Annotated in this window: 27 protein-coding genes and 2 pseudogenes; 15 read left to right on the forward strand and 14 right to left on the reverse strand. The window is 43.1% G+C overall.

All coding sequences use genetic code 11. From position 1 onward, the window contains the following. Window positions 1–118: 118 nt before the first annotated feature. The 10 genes from ACU6U9_RS19310 to ACU6U9_RS19355 form a co-directional block, all read right to left on the reverse strand. Window positions 119–745, reverse strand: a complete 627-nt coding sequence (locus ACU6U9_RS19310) for a LysE family translocator (protein ID WP_446736614.1) — start codon at window positions 743–745, stop codon at window positions 119–121. A 112-nt stretch (window positions 746–857) separates the two neighbouring features. Beyond that, window positions 858–1,250 (reverse strand): hypothetical protein, encoded by a 393-nt coding sequence (locus tag ACU6U9_RS19315; RefSeq protein WP_446736615.1) that lies wholly within the window; start codon window positions 1,248–1,250, stop codon window positions 858–860. Between the two features lie 354 nt (window positions 1,251–1,604). Continuing rightward, window positions 1,605–1,844, reverse strand: coding sequence for an acyl carrier protein (gene acpP / locus ACU6U9_RS19320; RefSeq protein ID WP_446736616.1), 240 nt, complete (start codon window positions 1,842–1,844; stop codon window positions 1,605–1,607). Between the two features lie 29 nt (window positions 1,845–1,873). Next, entirely contained in the window at window positions 1,874–2,377 is a 504-nt protein-coding gene (locus ACU6U9_RS19325; protein ID WP_446736617.1) for a hypothetical protein, read from the reverse strand. Beyond that, entirely contained in the window at window positions 2,328–2,882 is a 555-nt protein-coding gene (locus ACU6U9_RS19330; RefSeq protein ID WP_446736618.1) for a hypothetical protein, read from the reverse strand. Before ACU6U9_RS19330 ends, ACU6U9_RS19325 begins: the two co-directional genes overlap by 50 nt. Next, complete coding sequence (locus tag ACU6U9_RS19335) at window positions 2,869–3,093, reverse strand: hypothetical protein (RefSeq protein WP_446736619.1); 225 nt, start codon at window positions 3,091–3,093, stop codon at window positions 2,869–2,871. Before ACU6U9_RS19335 ends, ACU6U9_RS19330 begins: the two co-directional genes overlap by 14 nt. 41 nt (window positions 3,094–3,134) lie before the next feature. Further along, the gene (locus tag ACU6U9_RS19340; RefSeq protein ID WP_446736620.1) at window positions 3,135–4,346 is read right to left on the reverse strand and encodes a beta-ketoacyl synthase N-terminal-like domain-containing protein; all 1,212 of its coding nucleotides are present in this window, start codon (window positions 4,344–4,346) and stop codon (window positions 3,135–3,137) included. A 21-nt stretch (window positions 4,347–4,367) separates the two neighbouring features. Then, complete coding sequence (gene fabA, locus ACU6U9_RS19345; protein WP_446736621.1) at window positions 4,368–4,877, reverse strand: bifunctional 3-hydroxydecanoyl-ACP dehydratase/trans-2-decenoyl-ACP isomerase; 510 nt, start codon at window positions 4,875–4,877, stop codon at window positions 4,368–4,370. 341 nt (window positions 4,878–5,218) lie between these two features. After that, the gene (gene rlmM, locus ACU6U9_RS19350) at window positions 5,219–6,277 is read right to left on the reverse strand and encodes a 23S rRNA (cytidine(2498)-2'-O)-methyltransferase RlmM (protein ID WP_446736622.1); all 1,059 of its coding nucleotides are present in this window, start codon (window positions 6,275–6,277) and stop codon (window positions 5,219–5,221) included. 55 nt (window positions 6,278–6,332) lie between these two features. Next, complete coding sequence (locus tag ACU6U9_RS19355; protein ID WP_446736623.1) at window positions 6,333–6,950, reverse strand: alpha/beta family hydrolase; 618 nt, start codon at window positions 6,948–6,950, stop codon at window positions 6,333–6,335. A 279-nt stretch (window positions 6,951–7,229) separates the two neighbouring features. Here ACU6U9_RS19355 and ccoN point away from each other — a divergent pair, with 279 nt between their 5' ends. The 12 genes and pseudogenes from ccoN to ACU6U9_RS19415 all read left to right on the forward strand — a co-directional run bounded on the left by ccoN (window position 7,230) and on the right by ACU6U9_RS19415 (window position 17,369). Further along, the gene (ccoN, locus tag ACU6U9_RS19360; RefSeq protein WP_446736624.1) at window positions 7,230–8,660 is read left to right on the forward strand and encodes a cytochrome-c oxidase, cbb3-type subunit I; all 1,431 of its coding nucleotides are present in this window, start codon (window positions 7,230–7,232) and stop codon (window positions 8,658–8,660) included. A gap of 15 nt (window positions 8,661–8,675) precedes the next feature. Then, window positions 8,676–9,284: a cytochrome-c oxidase, cbb3-type subunit II gene (gene ccoO / locus ACU6U9_RS19365; RefSeq protein WP_446736625.1), complete on the forward strand. Its 609-nt coding sequence runs from the start codon at window positions 8,676–8,678 to the stop codon at window positions 9,282–9,284. Between the two features lie 4 nt (window positions 9,285–9,288). Further along, window positions 9,289–9,471 (forward strand): cbb3-type cytochrome oxidase subunit 3, encoded by a 183-nt coding sequence (locus ACU6U9_RS19370; protein WP_283785810.1) that lies wholly within the window; start codon window positions 9,289–9,291, stop codon window positions 9,469–9,471. Next, window positions 9,464–10,366 carry a cytochrome-c oxidase, cbb3-type subunit III gene (ccoP, locus tag ACU6U9_RS19375; RefSeq protein WP_446736626.1) on the forward strand — a complete coding sequence of 301 codons (903 nt, stop codon included), beginning with the start codon at window positions 9,464–9,466 and terminating at the stop codon, window positions 10,364–10,366. Before ACU6U9_RS19370 ends, ccoP begins: the two co-directional genes overlap by 8 nt. 228 nt (window positions 10,367–10,594) lie before the next feature. Beyond that, a pseudogene (ccoG, locus tag ACU6U9_RS19380) lies at window positions 10,595–12,020 on the forward strand (cytochrome c oxidase accessory protein CcoG). 108 nt (window positions 12,021–12,128) lie between these two features. Continuing rightward, window positions 12,129–12,611: a FixH family protein gene (locus ACU6U9_RS19385; protein WP_446736627.1), complete on the forward strand. Its 483-nt coding sequence runs from the start codon at window positions 12,129–12,131 to the stop codon at window positions 12,609–12,611. 2 nt (window positions 12,612–12,613) lie between these two features. Further along, window positions 12,614–13,966, forward strand: coding sequence for a heavy metal translocating P-type ATPase (locus tag ACU6U9_RS19390; protein ID WP_446736628.1), 1,353 nt, complete (start codon window positions 12,614–12,616; stop codon window positions 13,964–13,966). After that, a complete protein-coding gene (locus tag ACU6U9_RS19395) occupies window positions 13,923–15,011 on the forward strand; it encodes a heavy metal translocating P-type ATPase (protein WP_446737202.1) in 1,089 nt (362 codons plus the stop codon). Before ACU6U9_RS19390 ends, ACU6U9_RS19395 begins: the two co-directional genes overlap by 44 nt. Window positions 15,012–15,021: 10 nt before the next feature. After that, on the forward strand, window positions 15,022–15,234 hold the full coding sequence (gene ccoS, locus ACU6U9_RS19400) for a cbb3-type cytochrome oxidase assembly protein CcoS (RefSeq protein ID WP_446736629.1): 213 nt from the start codon (window positions 15,022–15,024) through the stop codon (window positions 15,232–15,234). Beyond that, on the forward strand, window positions 15,231–15,896 hold the full coding sequence (locus tag ACU6U9_RS19405) for a sulfite exporter TauE/SafE family protein (RefSeq protein WP_446736630.1): 666 nt from the start codon (window positions 15,231–15,233) through the stop codon (window positions 15,894–15,896). The genes ccoS and ACU6U9_RS19405 overlap by 4 nt, the downstream gene beginning before the upstream one ends. A gap of 75 nt (window positions 15,897–15,971) precedes the next feature. Further along, window positions 15,972–16,748, forward strand: coding sequence for a fumarate/nitrate reduction transcriptional regulator Fnr (gene fnr, locus ACU6U9_RS19410; RefSeq protein ID WP_446736631.1), 777 nt, complete (start codon window positions 15,972–15,974; stop codon window positions 16,746–16,748). A 129-nt stretch (window positions 16,749–16,877) separates the two neighbouring features. After that, window positions 16,878–17,369, forward strand: coding sequence for a hypothetical protein (locus ACU6U9_RS19415; protein WP_446736632.1), 492 nt, complete (start codon window positions 16,878–16,880; stop codon window positions 17,367–17,369). 88 nt (window positions 17,370–17,457) lie between these two features. Here ACU6U9_RS19415 and ACU6U9_RS19420 read toward each other — a convergent pair whose 3' ends face one another. After that, window positions 17,458–17,745: a hypothetical protein gene (locus ACU6U9_RS19420; protein ID WP_446736633.1), complete on the reverse strand. Its 288-nt coding sequence runs from the start codon at window positions 17,743–17,745 to the stop codon at window positions 17,458–17,460. 356 nt (window positions 17,746–18,101) lie between these two features. On the opposite strand from ACU6U9_RS19420, the pseudogene ttcA reads away from it, so the two are divergent. Continuing rightward, window positions 18,102–18,941 (forward strand): annotated as a pseudogene (gene ttcA / locus ACU6U9_RS19425) (tRNA 2-thiocytidine(32) synthetase TtcA); the annotation flags it as partial. Window positions 18,942–19,276: 335 nt separating this feature from the next. On the opposite strand, the gene ACU6U9_RS19430 reads toward ttcA, so the two are convergent. From ACU6U9_RS19430 to ACU6U9_RS19440, 3 genes are all read right to left on the reverse strand, one after another. Next, window positions 19,277–19,705, reverse strand: coding sequence for a hypothetical protein (locus ACU6U9_RS19430; protein WP_446736634.1), 429 nt, complete (start codon window positions 19,703–19,705; stop codon window positions 19,277–19,279). A 70-nt stretch (window positions 19,706–19,775) separates the two neighbouring features. Further along, window positions 19,776–20,255, reverse strand: a complete 480-nt coding sequence (gene greB, locus ACU6U9_RS19435; protein ID WP_446736635.1) for a transcription elongation factor GreB — start codon at window positions 20,253–20,255, stop codon at window positions 19,776–19,778. 26 nt (window positions 20,256–20,281) lie between these two features. Continuing rightward, the gene (locus tag ACU6U9_RS19440) at window positions 20,282–21,310 is read right to left on the reverse strand and encodes a prenyltransferase (RefSeq protein WP_446736636.1); all 1,029 of its coding nucleotides are present in this window, start codon (window positions 21,308–21,310) and stop codon (window positions 20,282–20,284) included. On the opposite strand from ACU6U9_RS19440, the gene ACU6U9_RS19445 reads away from it, so the two are divergent. Together ACU6U9_RS19445 and ACU6U9_RS19450 are read left to right on the forward strand one after the other, a co-directional pair. Next, window positions 21,303–21,953: a DNA-J related domain-containing protein gene (locus ACU6U9_RS19445; protein ID WP_446736637.1), complete on the forward strand. Its 651-nt coding sequence runs from the start codon at window positions 21,303–21,305 to the stop codon at window positions 21,951–21,953. The genes ACU6U9_RS19440 and ACU6U9_RS19445 overlap by 8 nt on opposite strands. Beyond that, window positions 21,929–23,023, forward strand: a complete 1,095-nt coding sequence (locus ACU6U9_RS19450; RefSeq protein ID WP_446736638.1) for a polysaccharide deacetylase family protein — start codon at window positions 21,929–21,931, stop codon at window positions 23,021–23,023. Before ACU6U9_RS19445 ends, ACU6U9_RS19450 begins: the two co-directional genes overlap by 25 nt. Window position 23,024: the final 1 nt, after the last annotated feature.

Consider the following 23,024-nt stretch of genomic DNA (forward strand, 5'->3'; position numbering starts at 1 on the left):
ATTTACTCGTGACGCCTTAACCCCTCAATAAAAAAGCACCGAATTAGTGGCTAAAACAAATATCAAAGGGGTAAGCCTACTGCACTACCCCTTTTGCAATACCTTTAACACTGTCGTGTTATCGCTGATTTAACGTAGCGACGGCTAAACCGGATGTTATGAACGTTAGGCCTGCACCAACATTCAGACCATTTGTTACTTTAGGTCGATTTTGAAGCCAGCCAGTAAGTTTTGATGCAAACATACCCATCAGTGAGAACCCAATACCCGTTAGCAGTGCAAACCAAACACCGTATACAATCATTTGCGTCGTCACTGAACCCAATTCAGGGCTTACAAACTGAGGAATAAACGCAAGTACAAACATGCCTGGCTTAGGATTTAAAACCGCCGATAATAAACCCGTTGAGAAGATCGTTTTAGTTGACTGCTTCTCTGCTGGCTTAAGATTAATTAAGTTCCCAGACCTTAATACTCTTATGCCCAGCCAAATTAAATAACAAGCACCGACGAGTTTTACAACCATAAACGCTATCTCTGATGTTTGTATCAGTAATGTAAGCCCAAAAGTGGCCGTCAAAACATGGAACAATATACCTATACCGGATGATAATCCCGATATACAGGCAGCGGCTTTACCTTGGCTAAGCCCCCTACCAATCGCCAGAATATTGTCTGGGCCAGGGGATATAATCAAGAGCATGCAGGCCAGCGTGAATGTAATCCAAACATCAATAGGGAACATATATCCTTCCTTGAGTATGCAAACGTCAGCTTGCGCTGACTAAAATTAAGAATGGTGTCTACGATACCGATTCTATTTTTTCTTATAAAAAGCCAATAAGTAATCACATAGCTCATACAAGACGCCTAATTTTAGCGACAATGTACGGTGCGAACGCCGTCACTAACAAAACAATAGGCCAAATATTACCGTCTTTGAAAGTATACGCATCTAAAATTTGCGACAACGGCTTATTTTGAATGAAATACCCAAGTGTAAACTCAAAAACCAGCGTAAGGAACAACCATCCAAAACCTATTGCACAATACTGCTTAGGTCTGGCAATACCAAGCCACGGCAACATGAGATATATGACCATAAGAATTAGAGCACATAACAAAATACCACTTAGAGTAAAGCTAAGGTCTTGGCCAAACCAAGGGACTAAAAGCACTTCTCGCAGAATGCCATTAGCGATGGCCATAACCAGTATAATCAACCAAATTACCAATGCCCTTTCAATCATTTTTGATCCCCACCTTTATTCTGCCATGCGTGATCAATCAGTTATGAACACTGGTAATACTGACCTTTTACTTATGTCTTTTAATTATTTATAGCCCTAATTAAGACGACGTTATACCTACTCATATTTATTATCTTCACTGTTATTACAATTCATAACTAATAATAATTGTTTTTTCCATCTCAAATGGCCGTTAGCATATGCGCCAAGCATGTAATTACCCATAAAACTGAACGCTCATACTTTAGCTCACGTCCTTAATGTCACGCCAATTAATATTTTTCATTGAGCACAAAAAAGCCCCAGACCGTAAGTATTTACCACTTAAGGCTGAGGCTTTTTCAATCAATCGAATTAAGCAGTTTCTAATGCTTTAATAAAATCAACAATGTCTTGCACACGAGTTAATTTTTCTGCTGATGCTTCATCAATCTCGCAATCAAATTTTTCTTCTAGTGCCATTAATAGCTCCACTGTATCCAATGAATCTGCACCTAGATCTTCAATAAAATGAGACCCTGCCTTAACCTGTGCGGCCTCAACACCCAACTGCTCTGCAACGACTTCTACTACTTGTTGAAAAATATCAGACATTTTATTCTCCTAAGAATCTGATGATTAAATTACCCTGCTTTTTTCATGCCCATTAACTGAGAAAAATCATGAATAGCGGGAGGTGTTAGTGGGTCCGGCTTTTGACCATAATCAATAAAGTCATAAGCAAAACCAAATTGGTGTAAAAATTGTTGCCTTAAGCTGTCTACGTCAACCAAATCGTTTAAATTGTCCGCATCAACTTGGTTTAAAATAGCATTTACATTCGCCTGAATAACCGCATCTCGCTCTAAATTATCAGCTCGCAAGCGCACACTTGATTGCGCTACCGAGGCATTAAACAAACTATCGTTAAACAAACGCATCACCTGTTGCAGTGTGGTTTCATGCTTACCTGCACGCTTTTGTTCTTGATTAAGCGCAGCCATGTACAAAGGCAGGCTAGGAATAACCGAGCTAGACGGCGTAACCAGTGCTTGCAATAAACCGATGTGCGCGCGTGCGCCCATTTTTTTCAGATTTTCATCCAATGCAATGGCGGTTTCGTGCAAATGCGCTTTTGCTCGACCCAAGTGTCCCATTACCATAAATGTCTTGAGTTTGGTCAGGGCCTAAATAACTGTAAGCAATGGTCTTAAAATTAGGGGCCAGTACGCCAGCTTTTTTAAGAACATTCACCCATTCTTGCCAATCTTCTCCCCCCATGACTTTAACCGTGGCGTCTATTTCATCATGGCTGGCAGATTGAATCTCAATATCACGAATCTCGCCTTTGAATACATCCAGTGTGCGCCCATGGAAAGGGGCATTAATGGGTTTAATCGCACTCACATATTCCGCAACGCCTTTAATGCTGCGCTTAGGTGACGCAAGTGAGTACACCAAAACATCAATTTGTTTCTCGCTCTGCTGTAACTTTTGAACAACCCAGTCTTTTGCATTGCGCTGATAGGCATCTTGATTACAGCTAAAAGCCAGTTTGTCTGCACGGCGCGCGTAATATTCAAATGCTTGGTTATTATACCAACCCGCACTGCCGTATTTGTGTGCCTGGGCAGCGCGATCATAATAAAACACCCAATGTATCCATACCTGCGGCAAAGGTCAGTGCAATTCGCGAGGCCAAACCAATACCCGAACTTGCCCCAATAACTAATGCCGTTTTACCTTGAAGCTCTTTTAATGGATTATCAGAGGCGGCTTGCACTTGCTGAAAAACATTGTAATAACACCCAACCGGATGAGCATTTGTGCAAATATTATTTTTTATTCTTGGCTGATAACCCATAAACCACCCCTAAACTCTTATTTTTTATTTAATCTAGAACCTTATGCTGCCTTAAAAACAAGACATGCATTGGTTCCACCAAAGCCAAAGCTATTACTTAAAACTGTTTCTACTTTTTGTTCTATGCGCTGACGAACCAAAGGCAAGTGTTCAACTTCTTTTTCAAGATTATCGATATTAGCCGATGCACTAATGAATCCATCTTGCATCATGATCAAGCTAAAAATAGTTTCATGAACCCCTGCTGCCCCTAAACCATGGCCAGATAACGATTTCGTTGAGCTAATATAAGGCACATCATTTTTGAACACATTTTCAATGGCTTTTAATTCTGTTAAATCGCCTCTTGGTGTACTGGTGCCATGTGTATTGATGTAATCAACGTTTTGAATACCCGCATCTTTTAATGCAATCCTGATTGCTCGCTCAGCGCCTTCGCCACTAGGGGCAACCATGTTGTCACCATCACTGCTTGCGCCAAAGCCAATAATTTCACCAAGAATATTTGCGCCACGATTTTTTGCGTGCTCCCATTCTTCTAAAATGACAATGCCAGCACCGGCACTAATAACAAACCCATCTCGCTCACGGTCGTAAGGACGAGACGCTTTTTCAGGTTGGTCATTAAACTGTGTTGATAACGCACCCATGCCATCAAATTGCATGGCATGTGACCAATGTGCTTGATCAACGCCACCGGCTATTGCAGTTGTCATCAAGCCCATTTTAATTTGCTGATAACAGGTACCGATGCAATGTGCACTGGTGGCACACGCAGATGAAATCGAAAAGCTCGGCCCTTTGATTTTAAAATTGGTTGCCAATTGCGCCGAAGGTGCGCTGCCCATTTCTCGAGTCACTCGATACGGTCCAATTTTTTTAATACCTGATGTTTCTAATACCTTAATCGCATCCACTAAATCATCACTGGCAACACCGCCTGCGCCCACTATTAATGTGGTTTTATCGCTGCTTAATTGCTCTTGTGATATGCCTGATTGCTGAACGGCCCTCTCCATTGCTATATGGCACCACTCACCATTCGTCCCCATGAAACGACGCAGTTTACGATCAATATTTTCAACTTCCGGGCAATCAATGTAGCCACTTATTTGTGAACGCAGACCTTTCTCAATAAAACTTTCGTTAACGCGAATGCCGCTTTTACTAAAATACAAATGATCACGTACCGTTTTCCAATCATTCCCTAAGCTTGATACTAAGCCCACTCCAACAACGGCTACGCGATTCATTTTATTTCCTCTGTATTTTTTTCAGGCTTTTCTCGCTTCAGGAAAAATACCCACTTTCAAATCTTTTGCTTCGTAAATAAGTTTGCCATCCACGAGGACTTCACCATCGGCTAAGGCAATCACCCAATCGCGTTCAACTACTTTACGAATATGTAATTGAAACTGTAAACGCTTGGCCGTTGGCAATACCTCACCAGAAAATTTCAAACTGCTCACGCCAAGTGCTCGACCTTTGCCTTTAAAACCTTTAAGCGCCAAATACAAACCTAAACTTTGCCACAAGCCTTCAATGCCTAAACAACCTGGCATAATTGGGTCATCGGGAAAATGACATTTAAAAAACCAAGACTCAGGGTCAATGATCATTTCAGTGACGACATGTCCTTTACCGTAACGACCTCCAGCATCCGACATTAACGGCACGTGATTTAAAAGTCGCAATTCACCAACTGGCAGTTGCGCACTATTACCACCCACACTGTCCATTAACGTTTGAACATCTTGATCAATTACTTCTGCTAATGCCGACATATGACTTACTCATTTAAGTTGACTGCACATGGCATACCTAAGTACACCAACTAACGGAAAACAAACCTGTTTTCACAGGTTTCATATTCAAGGCATTTGTTTGCATTTTTATGACAGTCATAAATAGCACCCACTGTCAGTGGTGGCTAATATAGGTGGGTTATCTATGGGAAACTTGACTCTAGGTATCAGGGGGTTGATTCAGCGTGACAAGCAAGGTGATAAATGAGAACGGATTAACAGGCCTATGATGCGCAAATCACAAGATCGAAATAATATAAAGAAGGTTTAAAAAGAGAGCCAGCCTTTGATAAGGCTGACTCATAAGAACTAATTAGAGGCTAATAAAGTCGACGAACATGACACGTGATCTCTTCACGGTCGTGGTACAAATGCTTAGCTGAAATTTCAACATTGATGTTGGCACTTTGGCATTTTTCTTCGATTAACTCCAAGCACTGACGTACTTCTAAATAGCGCTTTTTCATTGGCAATTTTAAATTAAACACGGTTTCATGACACCATTCATTTACAATCCAATGCGCCATTCTGTCTGCCACCTTGATAGGGCTTTCAGCCATATCACATACCATCCAATGGGCTTTTTTACTCGGGCTAAATTTAAAACCGTCTTCTTGATGATGGGTTACTTGGCCAGAGTCCATTAAAGCGCCTTTCATTGGACCATTATCAACCGCGTCAACCATCATGCTGCGCTTGACTAACTGCCACGTCCAACCGCCCGGTGCAGCACCTAAGTCAACTGCACGCATTCCGGCACTTAAGCGTTCGCCCCACTGGCGCTTAGGCACAAACCAATGCCAAGCTTCTTCAAGCTTTAGCGTTGAGCGACTAGGTGCGTCTTTAGGGAATTTCAAATGCAAAATACCGTCAGGCCATTTGCATGCATTATTAGTGAAATGATATCCAACATGGGCATGCTGGCCATCAATTAAAAATATCATTAGGCGCGGGATTTTATGGCTGCGCTTAGCGCTTAGTTTATTTTTCTTTCTTAATGTGGCAGCTAGCGGCCCTGTTAAGCTTTTGCATAAACGGCTTAGTTCTTTTGCTTCATTGGTGTCGGCGTGAATCAACTCCACTTCGCCACAATGAGGCGTACCTTCTAAACTTTGCATAATAGAAGAGACTCGGTCAGTGCCGTCTAACTCTATCGCCTCACCACAGATAAACCATTGGCGCACAAATATTAGCTGGCGAAAACTAACATGCTCAATGATTTGTTTAAGCTGATGGTCTTCAGCAAAAAAACTCACATATGCTTGATCAGCTTGCGTCTTACAATAGCCAAAACAGCCAGCTTGAGATGCAACATCTTGAATTTCAGCGGCGGTTTCAGCTTCAAAGCCCTGTCTACATAACAGGATTAGTTGTGTCATAGCCATTACAGCGGGGTACTCACAGTCATTAGGTTTAATAACCTAAGAATTAAAATTAATAGCAGCGCTTAATAAAATCAGCGCAAAACTGAATTGTTTTATCTATATGTTCTGCATGGGTAAAACCACTTTTTACCCTAGGCTTAAGATCGTGATCGCCATCTTCTAACCACAAGAAGGCCAAACTGGCTGGCAATGGTAGCTGCGTGACTAAGTCTTGATTCCCTAGCGCATCCCGTGTGCCTTGCACAACGGCCATGGGCACATTTACATTAGGCAAGTGATCAATGCGCAGTTTTTCTGGCTTCCCTTGAGGGTGAAAGGGATAGCCTAGCGCTAGGACACCTAATATATTTGCGGTTTCGGTTTGCTCACTGGCCAGAATACTCGCCATTCGCCCACCCATTGATTTACCCATCAAGACAATTGGGCCTTTTTGCCCCGCTAATACTTTATTAAAACTCTCAAGCAATTCAGGCTGACGATTAGGGGGACGCTTTTTACCACTTAATCGCCGCTCTTGCATATAAGGAAATTCAAAACGCACAACGCGAATACCCATTTTGGATAAGCCGCTAGAGACTGTATTCATGAAGTCGCTGTCCATCGGTGCCCCAGCACCATGCGCAAACACACATGTTATTGAGTGTGATTCGCCATCAACAATCAGCATGGATTTAACGTCCTAAATAAAGGCGCATAGTGTAATCCCAGTGGCTGAAAATGTCAGGTGTTGTATTTTTAACCATCCAACAAATTCGCTGCTAAGCTTATAAACACCAAACCCCTGAGTGATTACTGAGCATTTTTTAAACAAAATAGCTAACTATTTGTTATCACTCGATAAAAGGTTGATGTGTATCATGGCTTTTAATGGCTTTTCATTGCATTTACACCCGCCTTTACTGATAATTGCGCCGATTTTTTAACTTGCTGCGAATGGAACTTAATCATGAGCACTGCTGTAGAGCATCCAACCTATAACTATAAGGTGGTAAAATATTTTGCCATCATGACTGTGGTCTGGGGTATCGTGGGCATGTCCCTTGGTGTCTTGATCGCCTCTCAACTTGTTTGGCCTGAGCTGAACTTTGAGATTCCGTATCTGACGTTCTCCCGTTTACGTCCTTTACATACTAATGCGGTTATTTTCGCATTCGGCGGCTGCGCCCTTTTTGCTACTTCTTACTATGTTGTACAGCGCACTTGTCAAACTCGTATTTTCTCTGATTCTTTAGCCATGTTTACCTTCTGGGGTTGGCAAGCTGTTATTGTTGCAGCCGCAATCACCTTACCTTTAGGTTTAACGTCTACTAAGGAATATGCAGAGCTTGAATGGCCAATCGATATCCTGATTACCATTGTTTGGGTGTGTTACGCCATTGTGTTCTTTGGCACCATCGCCAAGCGCTCACAGCCTCATATTTATGTGGCTAACTGGTTCTTTGGTGCGTTCATCATCACGATCGCTGTTCTTCATATTTTCAACAGCCTTGCTGTTCCGGTTAGTGCCTTTAAATCGTATTCGATTTACGCCGGCGCAATCGATGCGATGGTTCAGTGGTGGTATGGCCACAATGCGGTAGGTTTCTTCTTAACCGCTGGCTTCCTAGGCATCATGTACTACTTCGTACCTAAGCAAGCAGAACGTCCGGTTTACTCTTACCGTTTGTCTATTGTTCACTTCTGGGCGTTGATCTCTATCTACGTTTGGGCCGGTGCTCACCACTTGCACTATTCTGCTCTTCCAGACTGGGCGCAATCGGCTGGTATGATTATGTCTTTGATCCTTCTTGCTCCATCTTGGGGTGGCATGATCAACGGTATGATGACCCTTTCAGGTGCTTGGCATAAGCTGCGTACTGACCCTATCTTACGTTTCTTGGTTGTATCGTTGTCTTTCTACGGTATGTCTACGTTCGAAGGCCCAATGATGGCAATCAAAACAGTTAACGCTCTGTCTCACAACACAGACTGGACCATCGGCCACGTACACTCTGGTGCGCTAGGTTGGGTTGCAATGGTATCGATTGGTGCTATCTACAACATGCTTCCGGTTGTGCTTGGTAAGAAACAAGGTGAAATGTACTCAATCAAGTTGATCAACATTCACTTCTGGCTAGCGACTATAGGTACGGTTCTGTACATCGTTGCGATGTGGGTTAACGGTATTATGCAGGGTCTGATGTGGCGCGCAGTTAACGCTGACGGCACGCTAACTTACAGCTTTGTAGAGTCTCTAGAAGCCTCTTATCCTGGTTACTTTGTTCGTGCCTTAGGTGGCGCTATATTCCTAAGCGGCATGTTTCTTATGGCTTATAACACCTATAAAACGGTACGCAGTGCCAATGCCGAACAACAAGCTAAGCTAGCACAAGTATAAGGGCGAGAAATTAGTATGAAACATGATATCGTCGAAAAGAACCTGCCATTAATGATTGTGCTGATTGTCATTGCAATCAGCTGGGGAGCACTGGCAGAAATTGTTCCTCTATTCTTCTTGAAAGAGACAACTGAGCCAATTGAAGGCCTTGAGCCATTAAGCGCAGTTGAACTAGAAGGCCGTGACATCTACATCCGTGAAGGCTGCCATGTATGTCACACCCAAATGATTCGTCCATTCCGTGCTGAAACAGAGCGCTATGGTCACTACTCTCTTGCTGGTGAGCACGTTTATGAGCACCCATTCCTATGGGGTTCTAAACGTACGGGTCCTGATTTGGCTCGAGTTGGTCAACGTTACTCTGATGACTGGCACCGTGCGCATTTATATAACCCTCGTGACGTTGTTCCTTCTTCTAACATGCCTGCTTTCCCATGGTTGTTTGAAGATAAAGTTGACGGTCGAGATACGCCTAAAAAAATGAAAGCTCTGCGCTTCGTTGGTGTGCCTTACACTGATGAGCAAATTGCGGGTGCTAAAGATGCAGCTGACGGCGTACGTGAAATCGACGCGCTTGTTATGTATCTACAGCAGCTTGGCACAGTTCTAACCCAAAAACGGTAGAGTTATGGATATTAACGACGTTCGCGGTTTAGGTACCGTATTCGCTTTAATCGCTTTTCTAGGAATCATTGCGTGGGCTTACAGCTCATCTCGCAAGAATCGCTTTGACGATGACGCCGATATGATTTTTAAAGACGAACAAATCGCGCAACGTACAGCAGACGCAGAGAGAGAGAAAGATGACTGAATTAACAACCTTTTGGCACATATGGGTAAGTGTCATTGTTATAGGCTCCATGATTGCTAGTGGCGCCCTGATCATTGTGACCAAACGCGGTCAGAACTTTGATGAAGAAACAGACCAAACCACGGGCCACTCGTTTGATGGCATCCACGAATTAGACAACCCACTACCAAAGTGGTGGATGTACTTTTTCTGGTCAACCATCGTATTTGGTTTTGTTTACATTCTAATCTACGGCATTGGTGACTGGACTGGCTTCTCTAAGTGGAGCTCAATTGGTCAGTGGGAAGATGAAGTAGCCAGAGCTGAAGAGAAATATCAGCCTTACTACGACAAACTAACTGCAATGAGCGTTGAAGAGCTTGCACAAAATGAAGAAGCACTGGCAACAGGCCAACGCATTTATGCTTCTAACTGCTCTGTTTGTCATGGCCCAACGGCATCAGGTTCAGAAGGTTTTCCTAACCTAACGGATCACGATTGGTTGTATGGCGGCTCTCCTGCTGCTATTAAAGCAACCCTGACAAATGGCCGTAATGGTGCCATGCCTGCAAACGGTCTGAAACCAAACATGACCGCTGAAGAACGTACTGACATTGTTGCTCACGTACTGACACTATCCGGCCGTGAAGGCTCTGGTGATGCGTCAAAAGGTAAGGCACTGTTTGCTCAAGCCTGTGCGGCCTGTCATGGTGGCGACGGTAAAGGCATGCAAGCAGTTGGCGCACCCAACCTAACGGATAACATTTGGTTGTACGGCGGCAGCGAAGCTAAAATTGATTTCACCATTAAACATGGTCGTGCCGGTGTTATGCCAGCTTGGAAAGAGATTTTAGGTGAAGATAAGATCCATGTTGTTTCAGCTTACGTTTATTCTTTATCACAAACTAAAGATTAATTGAGCTGACTCAATAAACCATGAAAAAGCGGCTATATGCCGCTTTTTTTATATTCATTAGCGCAAGCTAATGTATTAGACTCATTACAAATTAAATCTACAGAAGTATGTCTTAGGCGCATAACAAAGAAATGACATGATTCATTACCGTCATTCAACAACAGCCTCTAAACTATAAAAAAGACAATATCGTTTGGCATGACACTTCTTGCTATTAAGGTGGTCAGTATGAGTGAAGAAATCCCTGTCAAAGATGTCACCCCTTTTAACGCCAGTGAACAATATGAAGGCGTTTCGGCCAAAGTAAACGGCAAGCTTTATGTCCGTGCCATTAATGGCTTTTTCAACAAACTAAGAACATTTTCACTCTGGGGCTTAATGCTCGCCTATTTCATTACACCGTGGATTAACATCAACGGTACGCAAGCGGTGTGGTTTGATTTACCAAGCCGTGAGTTTCACATTTGGGGCCTGACATTCTGGCCACAAGATTTCATATTATTATCTTGGCTGCTGATTATTTGTGCCTTTGGCCTATTCACCATCACTACCCTAGCTGGACGCATTTGGTGTGGCTATACCTGCCCTCAAACCGTATGGACGTTTATCTTCATGTGGGTAGAAGAAAAAATTGAAGGCAACCGCAATCAACGCATGAAGTTAGACAAAGCACCGCTCACGGCGTCTAAGTTTTTCAAAAAATTATCTAAGCACAGTATTTGGATTGTTATTTCGTTTGCCACAGGGGTCGCGTTTGTCGGCTACTTTTACCCTATTCGAGAGTTAGTGCCTGACATCATCACGTTTGCTATTGAAGATCATTGGGCAAGTTTTTGGTTATTGTTTTTCACACTTGCCACTTACGGCAATGCTGGCTGGCTAAGAGAAATGGTGTGTACACACATGTGCCCATACGCTCGCTTCCAAGCCGTTATGTTTGACCAAGATACATTGATTGTCTCTTACGACGAGCGTCGCGGTGAACGGGGTGATGGCCGCGGTGCCCGTAAAGAAAGGCGTCGATCCTATTGAGCAAAATATTGGTGACTGCGTTGACTGCAACATGTGTGTTCAGGTTTGCCCGGTGGGCATTGATATTCGTGAAGGCTTACAATACCAATGCATCAGCTGTGCGCTTTGTATCGACGCATGCGATGAAATCATGGATAAAATGCACTATCCAAGAGGCCTGATTCGATATACCAATGAGCACGCTTTAAAAGGCAACAAGGTCCATATTTTACGACCTAAACTCGTTGGCTACGCGAGCGCATTGGTTATTATGATCGGCATTTTCATGTACTCCATTTTCGACCGTTCACCCATCGAACTTGACGTGATTCGAGATCGAGGCGCCTTGTACACCAATACCAGTGATGGTCGCCTACAAAACAGTTATTTTGCCAAAGTTATGAACATGTCATCAGAAGAGCACGTATTTACAATCAGTGCAAAAGGCCTTGATGGCAGTGAACTAAGCGGTAAAACCAAAATTCATCTTATGCCGGGCGATGTGGGCTCAATGCCATTGAATCTCATTGTGGTTCCGTGGGAATTAAAAAAATCTCGAACGGACGTGCTCTTTACAGTGACACGTGATGATGGCTTAAGCGCAGTAGAAGAAAGCCGTTTTATCGGTCCGGCAGGCGGATAACAAGCAGGGAGTTTGTAAGAAAAACCCGCTACCAACCCGCCTTAAAACTTGTTCAGCGCCAGTGCAATGATTACACTGGCGCTCTTATTTGATATAGCAGTAATCACCATGACTGAATTACAACGCCCTTGGTACAAAGAACCCTATGTTTGGATGCTTATCGGGTTCCCGCTAACCTCAATCATTGTTGGTTTGAGTTTACTCACCATATCGATTTTAAATAAAGACACCCTAGTACGTGATGATTACTACAAAGACGGCTTAGCCTACAACCAAGAGTTACAGTGGGATAAGAAAGCAAAATCATTGGATATCCGTATTGAAATTCAAGCTGACGGCAATGAACTGAGTTTGAATCTCATCAACTCACGTCAAAATCCTCCAAGCACTCTAAAAGTTACATTAGGTCACCCTACTATTCCTGAAAAAGACCGTGAGTCACACTTACAGCTAACGAAAGATAAGCGCTATGTTGGGTTTATCGAACCAACCGAAAATGGTCGTTATTATTTACTGGTTGAATCTACTGAACAGCAATGGCGTGTCCGTAAAGATGTTTGGGTCAAAAACGGCGTGCCGATCGCCATCTAGTTATGAGTAATTGTTATCACTGCGGGCAAGCGGTTGCCGAAAATCTTCACTTAACCGCTCGTGTATTTGGTGAAGCCCGCGATATGTGTTGCGTGGGCTGCCAAGCGGTTACTAATGCCATTGTAGAAAGCGGCAGCGAGTCCTTTTATCAATATCGCAGTGATACAAACACAACGCCTGACTTCACCATAGACACCCTACCCCAATCGATTCGCCAAGAGCTGACACTATTTGATAACACAGATGTGTTAGCCGACATCGCCACCCAAACAGACAGCCATTTTGAAACTGTACTCATTATTGAAGGCATTACGTGCGCGGCCTGTGGGTGGTTGATTGAGAAACAACTGCAACGTTTTGCTGGTGTGCAAGCCGTCCAGCTCAACTTAAGCCAGCACAAGCTGTACATTACTTGGCAGCAAGACATCACACCCCTTAGTGATATTATTTCTCGCATTTATACTCTGGGTTTCAAGGCACAACCTTACACCCCAGACGCCGCACAGCAGCAGCTACAAGCAGAACAAAAACAAGCAATACAACGATTAGTACTAGCCGCCCTTGGCACCATGCAAGCCATGATGTTCGCTGTTCCATTGTATGCCGATGACTGGGCTGGCGTTTTCATAAAGTTTGAAACATATTTTCGGTTTGCTGGGTTATTCATTACAACGCCCGTCATTCTTTATAGCGCTCGACCTTTTTTTAGCGCCTTTATTCGCGACATTAAAACCCGTCATCTCACCATGGATGTACCAGTATCGATTGCCATCGGCGGCGCTTACATTGCCAGTGTGTACTCGACGTTCACCCATGGTGAAGAGGTCTACTTTGACAGCGTGTGTATGTTCACGTTTTTCTTATTGGTCGGTCGCTTTTTAGAAACCCGCGCCCGCTTGCGTAATGGCGAGGCTGGCAATGAGTTGCACAATTTAATGCCAAGAGCCTGCGTTAAAATTCTTGAAAATGGCGACGAAGCATTACTCCCCATTAACCAAGTAGTCATTGGTGACTGTATTCGTATTTTACCGGGCAGCACCATTGCAACCGACGGCATCATAGTGAATGGCAACAGCAGTGTTGATGAATCCATTATTACCGGTGAGTTCATCCCCTTACACAAAAATATCAATGACGCCGTTATCGCTGGCAGTTTAAACGTCGAAAATCCAATTGATGTGCGTGTGACCGCCATTGGTAAAGACACTCAAATTTCGACCATCATGTCTCTGCTTGATCGAGCCTCGCAGGATAAACCCAAAATGTGCTCAACTGGCCGACACTCTGGCTCAGTACTTTGTAGCAGGCGTACTGCTTATGTCCGTTATCGTCTTCACTACCTGGTATTTTATTGATAGTGACCGTGCATTTTGGATTACCTTATCGGTACTGGTTGCCACATGCCCGTGTGCGTTGTCACTTGCCACACCAACCGCCCTTACGGCCGCCACAACGGCATTAAGGCGTAATGGCGTGCTCATCACCCGTGGCCATGTACTAGAAACCCTGCGTAAGAGCCGCCGTATCATTTTTGATAAAACGGGCACACTCACCCTTGGCCAATTAGCCATCGAACAAACCCAAATTGTGAATGCAAAACAGGTTAACCCGCTGCAAATTGCAGCCAGCTTAGAGCATTTTAGTCAGCACCCAATTGCCCATGCTTTCCAGCACGCACAATTGCTGCCCGCAACCCATATCCATAATCACGCAGGCGAAGGCATCAGCGGTGTGATTGATAACATTGAGTATAAAATTGGTACGGCCTCTTTTATTAGCAGCCACCTAATCTCAGTGACGCCACCTGATCCGCGACACTGGGTTGCACTGGCCGATCGCGATACCGTGTTAGCCTGGTTCTTACTTAGTGATGAAATACGCCCCAATGCCAAAACAACAATCGAAGCGCTAAAAAAATTATCATTTCACTGCGAACTATTAAGCGGTGATCAAAGCACCCATGTTAGCCACGTGGCAAACACCTTAGGCATTGAACAATTTAATGGCGGTGTCAGCCCTCAAGGCAAATTGGATTACCTTGCAAAGCAAGATCCTAATGACGCCAGCATTATGGTAGGTGACGGCATCAATGACGTGCCGGTTTTAGCACAAGCCCCCGTCTCTATTGCCATTGGCAGTGCCAGTGATTTAGCGAAAACCCATGCCGATGTCATTCTCGTCAATAATCAACTGACACGCTTACCACAGCTTGTTAAGCAAGCGCATAAAACCGCGCGTATTATTAAACAAAACCTAGCTTGGGCATTGCTGTACAATAGTAGCGTTCTTCCCCTAGCCGCCTTGGGATTACTTCCCCCTTATTTAGCCGCCATTGGCATGTCGGCCAGTTCGCTCGTTGTGGTTTTTAATGCATTGCGCTTAAACAAATTGCCTAAATAATTGAGGTTGTATGGAAATTATCTTTATAACGATTCCGGTTACCCTGCTGTTCATTGCAGCAGGTGTGGCGATTTTCTTTTGGGCAAACAAAGGCGGGCAATTTGATGATTTAGATAGCCCAGCCCATCGCATTTTATTTGACGATGACGCCGCGCCTGATAAAAAAGAATCACAACCTGATGCAACACAAGCCGATAAAGAGACTAAAGATTCTAGCCAATGATTGAACCGCTCTCTTACCTAACAGCGTTTTTATTAGGGCTTTTTGGCAGCATTCACTGCATGGGCATGTGTGGCGGCATCGTTGGCGCGCTGTCCCTCAATACGCAACACTCAAGACCTATGATGCTGCAACTCAGCTACCACCTTGGGCGAATTACAACTTACGGTGTGATTGGTTTAATTGCTGGGTTTATCGGCCTATGGCTCGCATCAAGCCATGAACTCGCTGGCGCCATACTGCGCTCGCTGTCCGGTATTATTTTAATTCTGATGGGTTTTTATGTTTTGGGCTCGACTAAAAGCTTAATCTGGCTTGAAAAAGGTGGCTCCAAACTCTGGAAGTACATTCAGCCGCTAAGTAAGCATGTACTACCCGTGCGCTCGGTAAAACATGCATTAGGGCTTGGGTTAATTTGGGGTTTACTCCCCTGTGGCCTGGTTTACAGCACATTAAGCTGGGCATTGGTTTCGGCTAATCCATTACACAGCGCCACACTCATGATGGCATTTGGATTGGGAAATATTCCAGCGTTACTTAGTTTTGCCGTATTCACCGCACAGCTAAACCAATTTAAGCGTCATTGGTTCGTTAAACTAATACTTGGCGGCAGCATTGTGATCTTTGGCGTTTGGACCATAATAGCCCCTTGGTTAGTAAATTAAGACTGACAATAGTCCTTATAAATAATAGTATTAACCTTATAACTTTTAGTTTTACCGCAAGCTTCAGGAGTCATCATGTCAAAGGATACGCAGTCTGTTCACTTTTTGGCTTCAAGCAAAAGTGGTCAAACCCATTGCAGTACCTGTAGCCTGAATTCTCTGTGTCTTCCTATCGCGTTAGAACGCGCCGACCTAGATGCATTGGATAAAGTCATTAAACGTGGCCGCCCAATCCAAAAAGGTGAGCTACTGTTCAAGCAAGGCGACCCATTCAAAGCCATTTATGCCATTCGTACTGGGGCGATTAAAACCTACGCAGTTGCACAAAGCGGCGAAGAACAAATCACAGGGTTTCATCTAGCCAGCGAATTAGTGGGTTTATCTGGTTACTCTGAAGATACTTACCCGCTATCAGCAAAAGCACTTGAAACCACGACCGTGTGTGAGCTTCCACTGGAACAACTCGAAACCCTTTGCGACGAAATTTCAGGCTTACGTAAACAAATCATGCGTAACATGAGTGGTGAGATTCGCCAAGACCAGCAAATGATGCTTCAGCTTTCAAAGAAAAGTGCCGATGAACGCATGGCGTATTTTTTATTAGATTTGAGCAATCGTTTTGAACGTCGAGGCTTTTCAGCTAAGTCCTTCCGATTATCGATGTCCCGTGTCGACATAAGCAACTACTTGGGCTTAGCCGTAGAAACCGTCAGTCGTATTTTTACTCGCTTTCAGAAAAGTGAGTTAATTAAAACGGAAGGCAAAGAAATAACACTGCTCAACACCCCCGAATTAAATGCCTTATCTGGCAACCCTGAACCGCAAACTAACTGCGATCAACAACATCCCTAGTCCAGTAACGTATTGAGATTAAAGCAAAAAATAAATTGCAAGTATTTTTTGCTTTTTTCATATTAGCATCTAGTGTTTAACTAACTTCACACATGAAGCGTTTACACACTGAATGCAAGGACAAGAACCATGGGATTGTGCCCTGATGAACTTAGGCACTTGGTTATTAAACCCACGTTAGAGTATCTAAACCAATATTCTTTAGCCGCTGAAACATTATTAATGGGAACCGCTGCCGTTGAATCTTCTTTAGGTTATGAACTCAAAGCGCAACAAGGCCGTGGCTTAGGTGTTTATCACATCACACCAAGAAGCCACCAATTACTGTGGGATCATTACCTAGCAAAAAATCCAGACCTAGCCAGTAAAGTACGGGGGTTGGCGAGTCAGCATGAGTTTTTGTTAAACCCTCACTCAGAGCTCACAACCAATTTACGCTACGCCACGGCCATCGCGTGGCTTTTATATGAACGCAAAGGCAAAGCATTACCTCATGCCGATGATCTAGAAGCGATGGCAAAATTTTGGCATCGCCATTTTCATAGTCGCCCACACGCTACGATTAACGCTTACATTGAGCGCTTTAAGCTACTTAAAAAACAATCAAACTTGGCCGCATAAGATAAAAGCGCCACGGTTCATAAAAACACTCGTGTCGCTGTTATCTATCGCCTATCTTTTTACTCAAACAAATACAAAAAATAGTTAATTAGTTCTGTGACGCTTTATCGTTTTTAAATTTCCAAGACTGCCCATCTTCTAGTTTTGACACAGGAAAACTCACAGTGCCACCCACAATGTCGCAGCTACTGGCTGTCGAATGAAACGTATAAGACGATGTTGCTGAACCATTTACCTGCACATTTTTACTACTGCCATTGCACTTTATTTTAACAACATGGGTTTTAGAATCGTTATTATGAATTCTTACCGTACCAGCATTAGCTTGAACACCGAAAGCCAGCATGAGTGCAATACTGATGATTTTAAATTTCATTGTGATCTCTCCAAGTATGTTTGCATAATTAACACTTATGATTCAATTGCATAATATCGACACACAAGAAACACACAATAGTCCAATTTGGGGTTTTGGCTTAAAATTAAATGACCACTGTAAGAACTATAAATCTGACTTTTAGAGAAAGCTGACGGGTTAAAAACTAGAGACCTCAGCTGTATGGCCAGTGGACGAACAAAACGGCCCACGCATGAAGCATTTGAATGCCTAAAAACAAGCGATTCCATCTGCTTGACGTAAAAACACACCCCTCTTATAACCCTATTTCATAGGCAAACAGGTACTATTTGCGCTAGAATCCGCGCCTTAAGCAGGTTTAGCTAGGTTGTAGAATGGTTCAGTTCATTGATGCCAGTGTGTCTAAGACACCTGATGCAGACAAAAAGCAAAAAACAGAATTTAATAAACTTCAAAAACGTATTCGTCGAGACGTGGGCAGAGCCATTGCCGACTTTAATATGATTGAAGAAGGCGACCGTATTATGGTTTGCCTATCAGGCGGAAAAGACAGCTACACCATGCTGGATATGCTCATCAGCCTACAAAAAAGTGCCCCTGTTAACTTTGAGTTAGTGGCTGTTAACCTAGACCAAAAACAACCTGGTTTTCCTGAGCACATTTTACCCAGCTACCTAGACACACTGGATATTGAATATTACATCGTCAACCGCGACACCTATTCGGTAGTCAAAGAAAAAGTACCTGAGGGCCGAACAACCTGCGGCCTGTGCTCTCGCCTACGCCGTGGAACACTTTACGCCTTCGCTGAAGACATCAACTGTAACAAAGTCGCGCTGGGCCATCACCGCGATGATATCGTTGAAACGTTATTTTTAAACTTATTCTATGGTGCCCGCTTTGCAGCTATGCCACCCAAGTTACTAAGCGATGATAAACGCAACATTGTGATTCGCCCTTTGGCGTACTGCAAAGAAAGCGAAATAAGTGAATTTTCAAACATCAAACGCTACCCAATTATTCCTTGTAACTTATGCGGCAGCCAAGAAAACCTGCAACGCCAAAACATAAAGGCCATGCTGACTCAGTGGGAAATAGACACCCCTGGCCGCGTACAACAAGTTTTTAGTGCCATGCAAAACATAGCGCCTTCGCAGCTAGCCGATACTCAACTGTTTGATTTTGAAACCCTCACAATTGATCGCAGTACAGAAAGAGAAGCCTATGAACATGCTGAGGGACAACTAGTAGAAGGTATTGGTCAATTTGCACAAATGCCACCTCGACTCAAACCAGACAATTTAATCAGTGCCATTGACCTTTTAAGCGAAACACAAGACACCTGAACGTTACAAAGCCCTATACGGTAACCGAAAAAGTGCAGGCTTTGGCCGTCATAACTCAATTGTATTAGATGCGAAAACAGAAAGGTTTTCTTTTAAAGATGCAGAAACACAAATACAAAAAGTAGCTGCCGATTTACAAACAAAAAAAGCAAACATACAAAAATGCATTGCTCACCATGATTGGATAGGCTTCATAGATGGGGTTATTCGAATTTGAAGGTATATACCCCCAAGTCTTGCACTTGAATAATCACTCGCGTCGATGATTTATCATGCAGGTTTTCTAACCCTAAAATGATGTGGCGAGAGTGACCCACCGTTTCTCTGCGAATAAAATCAACTTTGAAACGTCCTTGCGCCTGAATCTCTTTGACCTCTACTGTGCTTCTTACGATTTCTGGCCCTTTGTCATTCCACTGTACCCATTGCAAAAACACTTCATCTTGCTTTGCTAGGCGTGTAAGAATCAAACGGATTTGGCCGCTTCGGCTGCCTTTTTGCCAATTGCCCATTCCTTTAACATCATAAATAACGGGGCTAAGTTTATAAACTTCATCAATTGTACCGGCGCTTTTTTCAGCCGATACCGCATTAAGTGACCATAACAGCAAACTGATTATAACAAGGCGCATAGGGCTTCTCCGAGAAGACTACTTTAAGTCTAGATCAAACTAGAAAAGGCGCTAATTCACCCAATAACCCTTAATTATCAGGTTGATAGCGGATCTCAGCGATCTCCCACTCTTGAATGCCACTGGGAGTATTCACCCGCACATCATCGCCCTCTTCTTTCCCAAGTAATGCCCGAGCCATGGGGCAATCAATTGAAATATTAGCACTACCAGCAAAAATCTCTTCTGGCCCAACAATACGAAAATGCTTCTCATCACCTTGTTGGTTTTCAACACTGACATACGCACCAAAAAATACTTTACCCTCTTGCTGAGGCGAGTAAGGCACGATTTTTAGTGTCTCAATGCATTTACTTAGATAACGAACGCGGCTATCAATTTGACGCAAAATACGCTTATTTTCTTTGTAATCGGCATTTTCGGAGCGGTCCCCAAGGCTTGCAGCCCAAGTCACTTTCTGTGTAATTTCTGGGCGATACACTCGCCACAAGTGGTCAAGCTCTTGTTTAAGTGCCGCAAAGCCTTGTTCGGTTACTAACTTAGTTTTCAAAAAGCACCATTAATACTTAACCTAATTTACAGTGACAAAAATAACCCAATACACGCACTGACACTTAATAATAAATGTAATTTTGCCGCATCAAATCGAATACCGTTCAACGATACCTGATCACATGAATCCGCTTTAAACAACAATACAATATGCCTAACAAGCACAGGCAAAGTAACAATAGGCAGTAATAACCAAACACCCAAACTTACCGCCAAAATACTTAAACAAACAAACGCCGCAACATAATATAAAACCTGTAGCCACCTCGCGTTAGCAAACCCTAAAACACTGGCCAATGTTTTTGCGCCACTGGCGGCATCTACTTTAATATCGTTTAAATTATTGGCGTTCAAAATACCACATGCAATAAAACCAAAATACGCGCCTAGTAATAACAGTAACGGTGCCATGGTGCCACTGGCTGACAAGCCTACTCCTAAGGTTAAAATTGGGCCACACAATAAAAATACAAACACATCACCTAATGCCCGATATTTGAAGCGAAACGGTTTACCCGAATACCCGACCACACCAACACCGGCAAACATACCGATGACTAAAATATACAAGGGATATTGAAAAACAGCAGGCAAAGCAAATATGAATGCTAAAAACAAAGCGCACCAAGCCACCATGTTCATTTGTTTTGCGCTAAACCAACCGGATTGAATCACGCCGCTGCCACCTAAAGACCCAGGCAAATCGATTAATTTCAAGTAATCCTCTACATCATTAAAAGCATTCACCGAAACTTGCAATAACAACACGCCAATAACAGCTGTTACCAATGTGAATGCATCAATAGATAGTCCCATGCTGTAGCAAAGTAAGACCGCTGCAATAGAGGGTAATAACGTTGCGGTTAAGCTAATGGCCCGCGTGGCCTTAAATAAACGGTAAAATACACTGGGTTTAACATCCTGCACATGTTGAAATATAACGTCATTTTCTTCTTTTTTTTGAGCAACCCAACCATCAACCCCATCAAGGCAGCCAGTATTCAGAGCATTTTTTAGTATCCCTGAATTTACAGGTATGCGTATATTGTCCATTATATTCCTTAATAAATCGCTATTATCGACTAAACTAAATACACACCATGATGACAAAAACGCCATGTTTAATTTTGATCTAAGCCAAGATATTGAACAATTTATTCTTTCAAATTCGCCATGTAAAGAATATGAAATCATTCAGTATTTGCAAAAAAAGGGGCGTTTAAAAAAAGATTGCATGGCCGATACACTTTCATTGTTCCGCTGTCATTATTTGATTTTTAATGCACTTTATCGATTGCAGATTTTGGCTATGTGCCATGGGCGCTATCAACTTTCCATATCCAGTTTAGAAATTTCTGCCACGCTAAAAAATACGCCACATTTTATATTAGGGCGTAATGAGATGGCAGAGCACGACCCACTTTGCTTGTTTTATTTAGATACATCCAATTTATCCAATACAAGCGAAACCGATATTGAAAACCTACTTAATGATTTTTGGACCTCATATTTTAACGATAACCAAAAACAAAGTGCGCTCGATAAATTAGGCCTAACAGAGCCCGTTGACTTTAAAACCATAAAACAGCAATATCGGCGCCTAGCGATGCAGCATCACCCTGATAGAGGCGGTAATGCTGACACTCTAATTGAAATTCATCAGGCTATGCAATGTCTTCAACACTGTTATCACTGAGTATTATCTTCAGTTTATTCTTCTTTTGTGCCCACGTTTACAGCAACATCAACCCTGCTCAAAGTGACTTACTACGTCAACATCAAGCTGTTATTTTGCAGTATCACCATGTAAGTTCTGCTACACCTGCAAGTACCAGTATTTCACCTGAAAAATTCGCGGAACACTTAGACCTTATTGAAACCCTCGGATTTCAAGTTAAGTCCCTGCAACATGTAATAGAGAGTATTCAAAATAATATTCCCTTTAAGAAAAAAACCGTCGTGATTACATTTGATGATGGTTACGACTCAATTTATCTTGCGGCATACCCTCAATTAAAATCAAGAAATTGGCCATTCACCGTTTTTATAAGCCCCAAAGCGATCAATAAAAGCCACGGCAGCACAATGACATGGCAACAACTTAAAGAAATGGATGAAAACGGCGCAAACATCACTAACCACAGCTGGGAACACTTGCACCTATTAGCGCGCCTAGAAAACGAAACACACGAGCAATGGCAACAACGCATAAAGCAAGATATAACAATGACCCAGCAGCACTTAGAAACAAAACTAGGACCAAGACTCAACTATTTTGCATACCCTTATGGGGAGTTTGATGAGTCATTAAAACAGTTATTAAAGCGTGAAGGGTATATTGGGTTTGCTCAGCAGTCTGGTGCGATCAACCGATTTAGCGATTTTCAAGCACTGCCACGATTCCCAGCCTCTGGGGTTTATACCAATATCAAAACGCTGACGACTAAATTAAACAGTTTGGCGTTTCCGATCATCAAATACAGCCCAGAGCAACAACTGCGTCACGCAAATGAAACGACACCACAGCTAACGCTCGTTACAAACGCCGATGACATTCGGCACAAACAAGCTCAATGTTATTTTGCTGGTGAACCTGTATCCACCAGCGCAACGATTACAAACAATGAGCTAACCATTGAGGCCCAATTTCAAGGGCCCTTACCGCTGGGCCGCAGCCGTTATAATTGCACTGCACCGTCAAAAGCATCAAATGATTACTACTGGTTTTCAATGCCATTTATTAGTATAAACAAGCCCGAAAATTAAA

Source organism: Pseudomonas sp. HK3, assembly GCF_052920985.1.

Coding starts and splice junctions, on each gene's coding strand:
- ACU6U9_RS19310 (WP_446736614.1), bottom strand. CDS start 745: ATGTTCCCTATTGATGTTTGGATTACATTCACGCTGGCCTGCATGCTC.
- ACU6U9_RS19315 (WP_446736615.1), bottom strand. CDS start 1,250: ATGATTGAAAGGGCATTGGTAATTTGGTTGATTATACTGGTTATGGCC.
- acpP (WP_446736616.1), bottom strand. CDS start 1,844: ATGTCTGATATTTTTCAACAAGTAGTAGAAGTCGTTGCAGAGCAGTTG.
- ACU6U9_RS19335 (WP_446736619.1), bottom strand. CDS start 3,093: ATGGGTTATCAGCCAAGAATAAAAAATAATATTTGCACAAATGCTCAT.
- ACU6U9_RS19340 (WP_446736620.1), bottom strand. CDS start 4,346: ATGAATCGCGTAGCCGTTGTTGGAGTGGGCTTAGTATCAAGCTTAGGG.
- fabA (WP_446736621.1), bottom strand. CDS start 4,877: ATGTCGGCATTAGCAGAAGTAATTGATCAAGATGTTCAAACGTTAATG.
- rlmM (WP_446736622.1), bottom strand. CDS start 6,277: ATGACACAACTAATCCTGTTATGTAGACAGGGCTTTGAAGCTGAAACC.
- ACU6U9_RS19355 (WP_446736623.1), bottom strand. CDS start 6,950: ATGCTGATTGTTGATGGCGAATCACACTCAATAACATGTGTGTTTGCG.
- ccoN (WP_446736624.1), top strand. CDS start 7,230: ATGAGCACTGCTGTAGAGCATCCAACCTATAACTATAAGGTGGTAAAA.
- ccoO (WP_446736625.1), top strand. CDS start 8,676: ATGAAACATGATATCGTCGAAAAGAACCTGCCATTAATGATTGTGCTG.
- ACU6U9_RS19370 (WP_283785810.1), top strand. CDS start 9,289: ATGGATATTAACGACGTTCGCGGTTTAGGTACCGTATTCGCTTTAATC.
- ccoP (WP_446736626.1), top strand. CDS start 9,464: ATGACTGAATTAACAACCTTTTGGCACATATGGGTAAGTGTCATTGTT.
- ACU6U9_RS19385 (WP_446736627.1), top strand. CDS start 12,129: ATGACTGAATTACAACGCCCTTGGTACAAAGAACCCTATGTTTGGATG.
- ACU6U9_RS19390 (WP_446736628.1), top strand. CDS start 12,614: ATGAGTAATTGTTATCACTGCGGGCAAGCGGTTGCCGAAAATCTTCAC.
- ccoS (WP_446736629.1), top strand. CDS start 15,022: ATGGAAATTATCTTTATAACGATTCCGGTTACCCTGCTGTTCATTGCA.
- ACU6U9_RS19405 (WP_446736630.1), top strand. CDS start 15,231: ATGATTGAACCGCTCTCTTACCTAACAGCGTTTTTATTAGGGCTTTTT.
- fnr (WP_446736631.1), top strand. CDS start 15,972: ATGTCAAAGGATACGCAGTCTGTTCACTTTTTGGCTTCAAGCAAAAGT.
- ACU6U9_RS19415 (WP_446736632.1), top strand. CDS start 16,878: ATGGGATTGTGCCCTGATGAACTTAGGCACTTGGTTATTAAACCCACG.
- ACU6U9_RS19420 (WP_446736633.1), bottom strand. CDS start 17,745: ATGAAATTTAAAATCATCAGTATTGCACTCATGCTGGCTTTCGGTGTT.
- ACU6U9_RS19430 (WP_446736634.1), bottom strand. CDS start 19,705: ATGCGCCTTGTTATAATCAGTTTGCTGTTATGGTCACTTAATGCGGTA.
- ACU6U9_RS19440 (WP_446736636.1), bottom strand. CDS start 21,310: ATGGACAATATACGCATACCTGTAAATTCAGGGATACTAAAAAATGCT.
- ACU6U9_RS19450 (WP_446736638.1), top strand. CDS start 21,929: ATGTCTTCAACACTGTTATCACTGAGTATTATCTTCAGTTTATTCTTC.